Origin of the sequence: Pedobacter sp. ISL-64, from assembly GCF_018613605.1 — a bacterium.
Lineage (GTDB): Bacteria > Bacteroidota > Bacteroidia > Sphingobacteriales > Sphingobacteriaceae > Pedobacter.
This window is the reverse complement of sequence record NZ_JAGGPU010000019.1, coordinates 29,198-41,771: the sequence shown is the minus strand read 5'-3', so window position 1 is coordinate 41,771 and position 12,574 is coordinate 29,198. Positions and strand designations below refer to the sequence as shown.

Genomic DNA, 12,574 nt, shown 5'->3' with positions numbered 1-12,574 from the left:
AAATTAGAGATGTACCGTATAGTTAATTCGATTCGGAGAAAGCAACTACGGTGCTTTAACCACAGTAGTATCCTGTGCTAGCATTGGTACTTTATAATTTCCGGTATCTAAACTAACTTTAGGCAATAGTTTTTTTATACTGGCTAAATCTGCTTTACCTATCCTCGTTTGATACACATACAGAAACTTTAAATTTTTCAGTTTCTTTAAATGATTAATCCCTTTTGCAGTAATTTTTGTCCCGACCAAACTCAATGATTGTAACTTCTCTAAATCTTTCAGCGATGCTAAACCTGCATCTGTGATCTGGGTATTATTTAGGTTTAACCTGGTTAAGTTTTTGCAATCCTTTATTGCAGTTAAGCTTTGATCGTTTACTTTATTGTTTTCTAACTTAAGCCAAAGGAGCTGTTTTTCGATTGATTTTATCAGATCCAAAACATCTTTACCCATCGATTGTGCATTGATAAAATTGGCCGAAAGGTAATTGGTATGCTGGGCAACCGGGAATACGGTAATCCCTGCATCGGTAAACTTTTTCAATACTTTATTATCAACTGCCGAAATTTCTTCAGTTGGAATATCACTGGCTTTGATTTGCCCGGCCCCACTTTCGCCTTTTTGCAGGCTGGCTAAAATTGTTTTTATATTTTCTGGTTGGGGAAGATCTTTAAATTTCTTTTTAAAATCGGCGCCATTATCAATCCACCATTTTAATAAGGCAATCTCATTGTTAGTGAGTTGAGGCTTTTCTTTAGGAGCCATGTGGTCTTCATCATTCAACGGCAATAAAATCCGCTTCATCAGCTCACTATCATCAGCTTTACCCTTTACCAGGGTGTGTCCATCTTCTCCACCTTTTAAAATATATTCTTCCTGGTCTAACCTAAGCTTGCCTTTCTGCTTTTCGCTGCCATGGCAACTATAACACCTATTTTGAAAGAGTGGTTGAATAGCATTTTGGTATACAAAGGCTTCCTGAACATTGGGAATTGGTGGTATGGCTGCACCACCTTTTGTACTGCCCGATTTTAACGGTGCGGTTAAATAATCAGAACCATGGGTTAAAGAACCTCCCAAATGCCCTGTAATTGAAATGAGCACTATGAGAACCACCGCTATTGTACCTAGTATGGCATTTGATTTAACCTTTTGGTAAATAATCCATAAGATAAAAGATAAAACAGCAACACTGATTCCCATCCATTGGTGATTACTCACGAGTTTTCCGTCATAATCGCCTCCATTGGCCAATAAATAACCAGTAATGCAAGATACTACAGCACTTAACGCACCCAGAAGCAGCATAATAGGAATGGCTGGTTTTAGGTTGATAAACTTTGCAGCAAATGATAAGAGAATACATATACAGCTAAGTAACAAAATTCCGATAGGAAGGTGGACAAAAACTGGGTGAAAGCGGCCGAAAAACTCTAACATCTTATTGATATCTCTTTCTTAATAAATTCATCATGTAAACATTTATTGCCCATTGATCGGCAAGGGGTTGGCGCGTATAAGGCAGGGTAGGCATATAATCAGCCGGGCCAAATTCGGTAAGAATGGTCATACGCTCGCCGTTTTTCTTTTTGCGTGCTATAATTTTATCCCACCAGGCCAGGTGTGCTTCTACTACTTTTGCCCATTCTGGCGCCCGTGGATCATTTACCTGTGGTCCTTCGGGGTGCCCAACCCGCGAGTGGATATGTTCTGCCTTTTCTAAAATAAAATCGATGGTCTGTTTCTGGTCAGATAATAAACTTTCGTGCACATTGCACCAATGCGAAATATCTAAAGTGAATTTCAATCCTGGATTTTTCTCAGCAAAATTTTTAGCAACATGTGCAGCAAACATCATACGGCTACGATGCGTTTCGTGATAAACCGGTATGCCCGACGATTTGCTCTTGGCCGTTGCGTAATCGATAATCTGTTTATTTTCTTCGTAAGTGAAATAATCTTTTCCGGAATGGCAATTGATGTAAACAGGTTTTTGATAAGTATTGGCACAAATAGCATCTAAACTTTTTTTGAAAGCAGCTAAGTGCTCAGTTATGTTCGACTGCGATCCGGCGCATAAAAATCCGATTTCCAGTTTATATTTCTTAACCGCATCAAAAAGTTCTTTTATCGCTTTGTCTTCACCAGGCCACCATACTTCAATGCCTTCATATCCTTCTTTTTTGGCTGCTGCGCAAAACTCATCTCTTGTGCCTCCAAAACCCCAATCGGTTTGCATAAATAATAGTTCGTAGCCAGCTTTTGCTTTTATATTTTTAAGTTCGTTGGCGCTCATGTTTTGGATGGGGGCTAAAATTGATGCTGCCGTTACAACAGCTGTATTTTGTAAGAATTCCCTTCTGGTTTGGTTCATTGGTTTATTAGTTCATTGGTTCACTGGTCATTCGTTCATTAGTCATTGCCAACTGCCAATTGAAACTGGTTCATTGGTTCACTGGTCATTAGTCATTGCCAACTGCGAATTGAAAACTGCCAATTGAAAACTGGCTATTCCATCATTCATTTTACATCAAATTATCCATCTCTTTAAAGATCCTTCATTGCTTTCAGGATGACAGATCACGAGACCTTATCAACTTCCGACTCCTGACTTAAGCTACAATCTCTGATATCACCTTACCTGCCACATCGGTTAACCTAAATGGCCGTCCTTGGAAAGGATAGGTAAATTGTTCGTGATCGAAGCCCAACTGGTTTAAAATAGTGGCTTGAATATCAAAAGCATCAACTTTTCCGCTTATGGCACTATAGCCAATTTCATCTGTTTCGCCATGTGTAAATCCTTTTTTCACACCTCCGCCGGCCATCCATATGGTAAATGCTTCTGTATGGTGATCTCTACCTTTAAATGGATTTTGAATACCATTTCTGTTCTCCATCATTGGCGTACGCCCGAATTCACCGCCCCAAACAACCAGGGTTTCTTCTAATAAACCGCGTTGTTTCAAATCGAGTAATAAAGCTGTAATTGGCCTGTCAATGGTTCTGCATTTATTCTTCAGTCCGATGTTAAGTGAGTTGTTTGGATTATCGCCGTGCGCATCCCATCCCCAGTCGAATAACTGCACATAACGCACCCCTTTTTCTACCAGTTTACGGGCAAGTAACACATTATTGGCAAAACAAGCTTTACCTGGTTGTGTACCGTACATTTCGTGGATGTAGGCTGGTTCATCATTGATGTTCATCACCTCTGGTGCCGATATCTGCATGCGGTAAGCCATTTCATACTGTGCTATCCGCGATAAAATCTCAGGATCGTTATACTCTTGATATTGCTGCTCGTTAGCTTTATTAATGGCTTCGATAGACGCTTTTCTCAAGTCCCGGTTCATTCCATCCGGATCTTTTATAAACAGTACCGGATCTCCTTCACTTCTACATTGTACACCTTGATAAACAGAGGGTAAGAAGCCACTTCCCCAAACACTTTTTCCGGCATCAGGGAAACTACCCCCACTGGTAAGTACAACATATCCCGGTAAATTCTGGTTTTCTGATCCTAAACCGTAGGTTACCCAGCTGCCCATGCTTGGCCTGCCCAATCGCGGTGAACCTGTATGTACCAACAACTGCGCCGGGGCATGGTTAAATTGATCTGTTTTTACAGCTTTCAAAAAGCTTACCTCATCTACCATGGTAGAAAAGTGTGGTAAATTATCACTCACCAAGGCTCCTGATTGGCCATATTTGGCAAAATTAGCCTGTGGACCCAACATTTTAGGCACCCCGGTAATAAAAGCAAATTTTTTCCCGGCAAGTAATGATGGAGGGCAATCCTGGCCGTCCATTTTCATGAGCTCTGGTTTAAAATCAAATAATTCTAATTGAGATGGAGCACCTGCCATGTGCAAATAAATTACACTTCGGGCCTTGCCTACAAGTGGTGGCGATTTTGGCAATAATGGGTGTGCAGGATCGTAAGCAATCTTTGTTTGTGGACTCGAAAAAAGATTACCGCAGCTACCCAATAACGAACCCATTGCCAAAGCACCCAAACCCATCGCACTTTCTTTTAAAAAATGGCGCCGCGAGTTTAGGCGTGCATTTGCTTCATGTGCTTCTTTAATTAACCTATGTGCGTTTAATTCGTCTCTTGTCATAACCGATCAAATCAATTTTTGGTAACCACTTCATCCAGGTTAAGCATTGCATTGGCGACTAATACCATTGCCGCTTCTTCTGGCTTAAATTTCTTTTGTTTATCGCCCATAAATGCCGATACACTTGCCGAATTTTTTCTAAACTCGCCAAAAGCCTTGGCATACAGGTCTTCGAATACTTTTAACCTATTTTGAGGGATCGTTTTATATAAGATCAATTCATAGCCCTTGGCAATTTTAGATTTGCTGGTGCTTCCTCCTACTTTTTCCATGCGTAGCGCCAGTTTTCTTGCCAAATCGATATAAACACTATCATTTAAGGTTACCAGGGCCTGTAATGGGGTATTGGTTCGGATACGGCGCGGACTACAAACCACTCGCGATGCGCCATCAAAGGCAATAGCTGATGGATATGGGGCTGTTCTTTTCCAATAAGTATAAATTCCCCTGCGGTATTGTTCTTCTCCACCACTTAGCACCCATTTAGCACCACTATAAGGCGAAAACCAAATTCCTTCAGGTTGCCAGGGCATTACCGGTGGCCCGTACATTTTATTACTTAATACCCCGCAAACGGCAAGACTCTGATCTCTGATTTGCTCAGCACTTAACCTGATCCGCGAACCCCTGGCGTAAAACTTATTAAACAGATCTTTTTCTTTCAGTTCTTCGGTTACCTTACTATCTTGTCTGTAAGTTGCCATCATCACCAGTTCCTTCAACATTTTTTTAACGCTCCAGTTGTATTTGTACATAAACTGATAAGCCATAAAATCTAAAAGTTCCTGGTGGGTAGGCGCCATTCCCTGGGTGCCCATGTCTTCTAAAGTTTCTACCAAACCAGCTCCGTATAACTGCTCCCATAGTCTGTTCACCATTGTTCTCGATACAAGAGGATTTCTTTTATCGGTAAGCCACATGGCTAAACCCATCCGGTTATTAGGTGCATTTTTAGGCATAGCAAAAGCCAAAGAATTAGGTACACCAACTTTAACTTCTTTGCCTTTCGAAGTCCATGCACCACGCTCAAACACATAGTTTTTGCGCTGCATGCTCAATGGATTTTCGACCATAATCGGTGTTGTTGGCACCTTTGCATTCATTAAATCAGTAAATCTTTTTTTATTGGCCACATACTCAGGCATGCCTTTTCCGGGAAACTGTTTGGTAAAATAAAACCAATCGAAGTACACCATAAATTCGTCAGGATTTTTTACAGAAGAATTGGTGTACTTTAAATACACATCCTTTACCCCGCTTTGCTTTGCAAAATCTACTTCTACATTTTCATAACCTTTAGTTTGGGCCAGTTTCCACGATTTTACAACAGGGCCGTTTGGTGAGCCTAAATGTAAACTCATTGTACCACCAGGTTTGCTGCAGTTGTAGCGAAAAATCAATTGGTCAACATTTTCAAGGTTTACAGATTTTAACCTTGCAGATGAGCTATTTTTAAAATAAAGTGCAATGTTATGATTACCGATTACTGAATTCACCAATTCATCGGCCGTTGTAGAGTTTATTGCCGGCTGACCAGTTTTTAAGAATAAATCAACTTCGGCAGCGCTTTCTTTACCCGCAACAGTTTTAACCCAACCGGTTAAATGATTGAGCTCGTTTTTAAGACTATCATTAAAATCTTTAAGTAATGGGTATTCTGCAGAAACGTCTTCATCCCTTGTATTATTAAAATACGACGTGAATTTATAATACTCATCATGTTTAAAAGGATCGTATGGGTGGCTATGGCATTGTACACAAGAGAAAGTTGTACTCATTAACCCTTCCCAAGTCGCATTTACACGATCTAAAACCGCCGCCGTTCTAAATTCTTCATTATTGGTCCCCCCCTCGTCGTTGGTTGGCGTATTTCTGCTAAAAGCCGTAGCAATATATTGGGCATCAGTTGGATTTGGAAATAAATCTCCGGCAATCTGATCGGTAATAAATCGATCATATGGCATATCGCGGTTAAAGGCCTTAATCACCCAGTCGCGATAACTCCAGATATCTCGGTTAGGATCACTCTCGTAGCCTTTAGTATCAGCATAACGTGCTATATCCAACCACATCGATGCCCAGCGCTCGCCAAATTTAGGCGAAGCCAGCAAACTATCAACCAGCACATTGTAGGCTGCCTGTTCGTTTTTACTGTTCAAATAAAATTTGGCCAGTTCATCTGATGGGTAGGTACCGATCAGATCTAAACTCACTCTTCTCAATAGGGTAGCCTTATCAGCAGTTTTTGATGGCTCAAGTTTATTTTCTTCAAGCTTTGCAAAAATAAATTTATCCAGATCGTTGCGTATCCAATCATTATCTATATCTGGCAATTCAGTCGGTTTTACACTAACATAAGCCCAATGGTTGCCCCATTTTGCACCTTGTTTTATCCAACCACTCAAAATATCAATTTCATCATTATTTAAAGCGGGGTGCTTATATGGCATCCTTTCGTCAGGATCGCTTGATTTTAAGCGTTTGATAAATTCACTATCCTCCGGATTGCCTGGAATAATTGCCGGTTTTCCGCTTTTGGTTTTAGCCAAAGCCTCTTCCCTAAACAACACGCTAAAACCGCCTTGTTGTTTAACCCCACCATGACAGGAGATACATTTTTTATTTAAAATGGGCTTAACCTGCGTGTTAAAATCGATCCGTTTCTCCGACGAAAAAAGCGAAAAGGCTATTAAGGTAATCACAACCAGCACGAAGCCTGATGCAAATAATATTTTCTTTTTCAATAACATTTTGGTTAGAATAAATTTAAGCTAATTTTTAGACCTCTTAACTTGTATACAAAGTTAAAATTAAGCTAAACATTTATCAAAAATTACAGCAGAGGCGAAAATTAGACTAAATCGCTAGATTTCGCTTCCCATAAACCAAAGATCAAGAAAAAAATAAACCACAAAAATGCATTAACTTGCTCAAAAAATGGATTATCTTACTTTTTATTAAGCATCACAGTGGAGAAACGCCAAGTAGGACAGAAAAATAGTTTTGATTTTCAAAAAGCCTTTATCATTCCCAGGAATGTACTTATAAAACAGTGCACTAAAAATGAAATCATAAACAATTTATTTATTACCGATATTGGTTATTACCGTAAGGCATTGAATCACTATATAAAAAGAAATAATGGTTCAGATCAGCATATTCTGATTTATTGCGTAGAAGGAAAGGGAAACGTAGAATTTCAGGATACTAATTATCATATTGAAGCAGGTAATTTTATTATTATTCCGAAAGAAACAGCACATACTTACCAAGCTGACCCAGCGTTACCATGGACTATTTATTGGTTCCATTTTTCAGGAACCGGTGCTGATCAATTGGTTGCTTCGTTACAGAATTATAAGGCTTATGCGGGTTTTAGTGAAGAACGGAATATGTTGTTCGATACTATTTACAACCGATTAGAAAGAGGTTTTAGTAGAGAAAATATAATTTATGCCAATTTATGTTTTCACCAATACATTGCTGAAGTTGTTTATGCCGATAAACATCTCGTTAACGATAAAATTATGGAACCTGATAAAGTTGAAGAGGTTATAGATTTTATGCGGAAAAATATTGAAAAGATGCTTAGTTTAAAGGAAATGGCACTGGCTGTTTACCTTTCACCTTCCTATTTATCGGCCATTTTTAAAAAGAAAACCGGAACCTCACCGATCGATTATTTTAACCAGCTCAAAATTCAGAAAACAACACAATATTTGCTGTTCACCAACCTGCGGATTAACGAAATTGCACAAAAAGTCGGCATTAACGATCCTTACTATTTTAGCCGGCTCTTTTCAAGCATCATGGGCATTTCGCCGAAAAAATACCGCGATAACAGGTTTAATTAAGACATTTTGGGACTGCGGTCAGACGTAATTATCTAAGAGGATTTAATATTTCAAACCATTCTTTCAGAAATATAATGATCAATATCAAAATTTGCCCAAATAATTTCCCGATCCACCATGGTGAAACGTTGATAGTGATTATATATTGATGCCACCTTAAAATCTGGCTCCATAACCAGCCACCACGTTTTACTATCGGATTTTAGATCCACGCCAACTAAACAATACATCTCTTTTATCTCATCCAATGATTTTTCAAAGTTGGTATTCTCGAATCTTTTAAAAATTAAATATTGCAACTTGGCAATTATAGCATCATAATCAGAGGCTAGTTTTTTAACAAGTTCGACTTTATCATCTATCTGCTGATCTTGGTTTTCTGTACCAATTGATAATTCAATATTATGATAAGGATGAAGATTTGGCACTACCCCAAACCAGTTTTTATCTTTTCTGTTGTAGGTTAATCGTCCAAAAGGTTCAACAATGATGCTTTTGGAATCAGTATACACACTTTCTTCTTCTTTCCGAAGTGGGAAAACCTTTAAACAAATAAACATGATCAAAAACGAAGGTCCGTAAGTAACAACAAATTCATCAACAGTAAGAGACATTAACTTTCTAAATACCAATAAGTAAAGCATAAAAAATGCTATTGAAGCCATAAGCGCATTATTTATAATCCTCTTTTTATTATAAGCTGACTGTGCTATGCCATTAATTTTGCGCATATTAAATAAAAGCGCAAAGAAAGTTAAAGCGATAAATAGAGCGGCGTCTTTTAGATCCAAATAAACATTAACGCTATAATTTGAAGTAATAATTGGCAATATCTTAAGGTATGCCATCATAATTCCAAAGGTTACCGGAAGACTAAGCAACATGGTAGTTAATGTTACTTTTAAGATATAAATGAGGGCCTGTTTCATGAGAAATCGTAATTTAGAATAGTTTTTAGCATTTTGTTAAAAATTACCTTGCAGTCAGATGGTACCATCTGACTGGCAGTAAATACATGCGGTTTAGCGCCTTAAACTTAGCATCAGTGTCAGATGGTAACATCCGACACCACGAAAATAGCAATATCCAACACCACAGCACCAAGATTAATCCAAGGTTAAACCAATTTCCTTCAGTAAAATAGCTGCATTAAAAGTCTTACATGGTCCGTGTTTTAGTAAATAATCAAATTTCATTTCACCTTCGGTGATCTGGATATCAAAGTGGAAATTACGGACGGTTTCGGGGTGATCGATTATCAGATCTGCCAGTTGCAAATCGTGTGTAGCAAAAAGCGCAGGTGTTTTTTCGGTAATCAGTTTTTGTATAAAAACCTTCGAGCCCAAATATTTATCCCTACTGTTTGTACCCCGCAGCATTTCGTCAATCAATACAAAAGTATCTTTGTCTTTAACTACATTATCTAAAATCATTTTCAGGCGGTTTAACTCTGCCTTAAAAGTTGAGGTACTTTCGTTCAGCGAATCTTTAATCCGCATATAAGTATTGATCGAAAAAACCGATAATTGCATGGTTTTCGCACAAACCGGTGCACCAGTGTAAGCCAAGATCATATTAATACCCAAAGTACGCAGAAAAGTGCTTTTGCCGGCCATGTTAGAACCCGTTACAATATCTACAGTTGGTTTTGCTTCTAAATGAAAATCGTTATCCACCCGAACTTGCTTGTTAATAAGCGGATGGCCAATATGGGTGGTGGCTAATACAAATTGATCGGCTACCACCGGAAAAACCCAATCTGGCTGATTATAGGCTGTTGTAGCCAATGATATCAGCTCTTCAAAATCGCCTAAATGGTCAAGGGCCGAAATCACATCCTCTGATGAAGATTTATACCAAATATCTAAACTGATGCAGCACTTTAAATCCCAAAGTAAAAGTGCGTTCAATATACCACCAACCAGGATATTCAGCCTGGCATCAAAATTCTGGATAATTTTAGATAGGCCCTTAATTTCTTTGCTTACCGGGATTTTCGAATCTAATAAACTTAAGGTGTATGAACGCTGCCAGTTTTGATTCTCTGTCCATAAAATAGCGCTGGCATAACCGTTTAACAGATTCGAACTTCCACCAAAGGTGTAAAAAACCTTATTAATTTTTGAGCCTAATAAAACGTTCCACCCTGTATGTATTACAAATAGAAGTGCCAGTATTTTCCAAAAAGCAGCGCTAATAAGAAGTGCCGCCAAAATTAAACCAAAAGAAATATAAGGCACCAGCTTTACGTAAAACCTCAAAAAACTACGCTTTACAAATTCCAATTGTGCACCCAATTGGTGTTTAAGCTGTATTTTAATCTGCTCTATTTTATCGGGGTCGTAACCATGCAGATTAGCCCTGAAACTATAAGTTTCTGCTATCTTATCTGTTATTTCTTTTATGGCTTCCTGGCGGAGTAATATCTTATCTCTAGTCGGTTTTTCTACGAATTTTTTAGCCAGGAGGTTATTTCCGCTTTTGGTACTACAACGGTTGATCAGTGCAAACAGAGATGCGCTTCCAAAAATATCAAGATCGGAGGTATAGGGATGCAGTTCAGATTCGAAAGCCTTACCATGATCGTAACCATTCGCTGTTCCGTTCAAAATATTCCATTCATTCTGATAAACCCACAAGAGTTGTTTTTTAAAATCGATTTCGCGGTCTAGCTTACTTTGCCTCCGTACAATAAAGGCAAAGGCAATAATTGGCACCAGCAATGCAAACTGAATTAATGTGCGTAATCCATCATCCGCAGAACGTAACAGTAGAACAAAAAATAAAATTTCGGCCAGGAACAGGCCTATCCGGATGAAGGAAAGTTGATCGATTATTTTTTTGGTCTCTGCTATATCAGTGGTAACCTGCTTAATTTTTTGGTCGTAATCGGCTATTATTTCTGCTTGTTGTTTTAACATGATATCGCTTCGGTGTATATATTTTCGAAGGTATAAGATCGATAGATTGTCTTTTTTGTTACAATTTTCTCTAAGTTTGAATCTCGAAATTCTAAAGATAGGTAAAATATTAAATGAAGATTACACTGATCGCCATTGGCAAAACAGAAGATAAATATTTAATTGAAGGAATTGATAAATACATCAACCGTTTAAAGCACTATATTAACTTTAGTTTTGTGGCTTTGCCAGATGTAAAGAATGTTAAAAACCTAAGCGAGGCCCAGCAAAAGGCAAAAGAAGCAGAGTTGCTGCATAAACAAATTAACAATGGCGATGTTGTTATTTTATTGGATGAAAAAGGAAAAAAATATTCATCCGTAGAATTTTCAAACTACTTAAATAAACAGATGGTTGGTAGCGTACAGCATTTAATTTTTATTATTGGCGGGCCTTATGGATTTGATGAAACCATTTACAAAAGGGCAAATGGATTAATTTCGCTGTCTGACATGACCTTTTCTCATCAAATGATCAGATTGTTTTTTGTAGAGCAGCTTTACCGGGGATTTAGCATTTTAAAAGGAGAACCTTATCATCACGCTTAGAAAAATGCCATTAGGTTAAGGGTTTTTAACCACAGATGCACACAGATAAACACAGATTTTTATATCTGTGTGCATCCTTTTTATCTGTGGTTAAATTATGTTTACCGCCACGGAGCTTAACATAACGACATCATGCTTAGAGATGGAAAATGGTTGAGGTAAAGATGGGATATGGAAAAACAGGATTAAAATCATCATTAAATAAAAGAAACGATGTTACTAGATAAATATAAACGGGAATACAGATATAAAAGCAATCAGAACGGCAACAATAAATACCTATGGATCAGCATTATTGCATCATTGGTTATTATAGCTTTGCTTTATTATTTCTTCGATTAAACCCCACAAAAAAACACCAGACAAATTGCCTGGTGTTCGCTATAATTTGGGTAAATAAAGCTTAAACGCCTTTTTTACTGGTCATACTTGCTTTTTTAGCTGGAGCTGAAGTTTTAGTAGTTGCTTTAGCACTTGCTGATGCTTTAGATCCTGTAGCTTTTTGTTTTTTATCTGAAGCTGCTTTTTCTTCTGATAACTTAACCTCTGCTGGTGTACCCGGCGTTTCTGGAGTTTCTTCAGTAAACAATGGCAGGTCTTTTAATAGGTTATACCAAGTGATAATTTTCTTCATATCAGAAGCATAAACTTTCTCCTGATCGTGACCTGGTGCTACTTCAAGGAAATAAGCGCGTAAATCGCCTTTCAAATCCGGAGTAGATCCTTTTGCTGAAATTTTAGCAAAAATATCTGCCAATTTAATTTCCTCATCTTCGCCATACACGGTAATATCTTCTAACGAAGCTAATTTTGTGTTCGTGATGTTAGCTACAACTTTAGTTTTTTGAGCATCCAAGCCCTCTAAAATGTAACCTACTTTATTTTGTCCAACCAGTTTAAACAAACCCGGTCTGCCAGATACGGCAACAATTCCTCTTAAATTCATATTTTTTTTGAGATATGAGATTCGAGATATGAGATATGAGAAATCACTCAAATCAAATAACTAAAACTCTTTGTTCAATTATTAAATGAGATAGAGCATCAATCGGAGAAATCAAGTCTCAAATCTAATGTCTCAAATCTCG

At 38.0% G+C, this 12,574-nt stretch carries 10 protein-coding genes; 3 read left to right on the top strand and 7 right to left on the bottom strand.

From position 1 onward, the window contains the following. Positions 1-45: 45 nt before the first annotated feature. The 4 genes from J7E57_RS20405 to J7E57_RS20390 all read right to left on the bottom strand — a co-directional run bounded on the left by J7E57_RS20405 (position 46) and on the right by J7E57_RS20390 (position 6,874). A complete protein-coding gene (locus J7E57_RS20405; protein ID WP_215125456.1) occupies positions 46-1,440 on the bottom strand; it encodes a c-type cytochrome domain-containing protein in 1,395 nt (464 codons plus the stop codon). A 1-nt stretch (position 1,441) separates the two neighbouring features. After that, complete coding sequence (locus tag J7E57_RS20400) at positions 1,442-2,374, bottom strand: sugar phosphate isomerase/epimerase family protein (protein ID WP_215125455.1); 933 nt, start codon at positions 2,372-2,374, stop codon at positions 1,442-1,444. Between the two features lie 238 nt (positions 2,375-2,612). Next, positions 2,613-4,124 (bottom strand): DUF1501 domain-containing protein, encoded by a 1,512-nt coding sequence (locus tag J7E57_RS20395; protein WP_215125454.1) that lies wholly within the window; start codon positions 4,122-4,124, stop codon positions 2,613-2,615. An 11-nt stretch (positions 4,125-4,135) separates the two neighbouring features. Continuing rightward, positions 4,136-6,874, bottom strand: coding sequence for a DUF1553 domain-containing protein (locus J7E57_RS20390; RefSeq protein ID WP_215125453.1), 2,739 nt, complete (start codon positions 6,872-6,874; stop codon positions 4,136-4,138). 219 nt (positions 6,875-7,093) lie between these two features. Here J7E57_RS20390 and J7E57_RS20385 point away from each other — a divergent pair, with 219 nt between their 5' ends. Further along, positions 7,094-7,978, top strand: a complete 885-nt coding sequence (locus J7E57_RS20385; protein ID WP_215125452.1) for an AraC family transcriptional regulator — start codon at positions 7,094-7,096, stop codon at positions 7,976-7,978. A gap of 50 nt (positions 7,979-8,028) precedes the next feature. Here the strand turns inward: J7E57_RS20385 and J7E57_RS20380 are convergent, their stop codons facing one another. Beyond that, positions 8,029-8,907: a hypothetical protein gene (locus tag J7E57_RS20380; protein ID WP_215125451.1), complete on the bottom strand. Its 879-nt coding sequence runs from the start codon at positions 8,905-8,907 to the stop codon at positions 8,029-8,031. A gap of 177 nt (positions 8,908-9,084) precedes the next feature. Next, entirely contained in the window at positions 9,085-10,899 is a 1,815-nt protein-coding gene (locus tag J7E57_RS20375) for a MutS-related protein (protein WP_215125450.1), read from the bottom strand. 113 nt (positions 10,900-11,012) lie between these two features. On the opposite strand from J7E57_RS20375, the gene rlmH reads away from it, so the two are divergent. Together rlmH and J7E57_RS27295 are read left to right on the top strand one after the other, a co-directional pair. After that, on the top strand, positions 11,013-11,486 hold the full coding sequence (gene rlmH / locus J7E57_RS20370; protein WP_108198206.1) for a 23S rRNA (pseudouridine(1915)-N(3))-methyltransferase RlmH: 474 nt from the start codon (positions 11,013-11,015) through the stop codon (positions 11,484-11,486). 213 nt (positions 11,487-11,699) lie between these two features. Continuing rightward, positions 11,700-11,828: a hypothetical protein gene (locus tag J7E57_RS27295; RefSeq protein ID WP_256449212.1), complete on the top strand. Its 129-nt coding sequence runs from the start codon at positions 11,700-11,702 to the stop codon at positions 11,826-11,828. 61 nt (positions 11,829-11,889) lie between these two features. Here J7E57_RS27295 and J7E57_RS20365 read toward each other — a convergent pair whose 3' ends face one another. Continuing rightward, a complete protein-coding gene (locus J7E57_RS20365) occupies positions 11,890-12,432 on the bottom strand; it encodes a DUF5606 domain-containing protein (RefSeq protein WP_057932097.1) in 543 nt (180 codons plus the stop codon). Positions 12,433-12,574 lie beyond the last annotated feature (142 nt).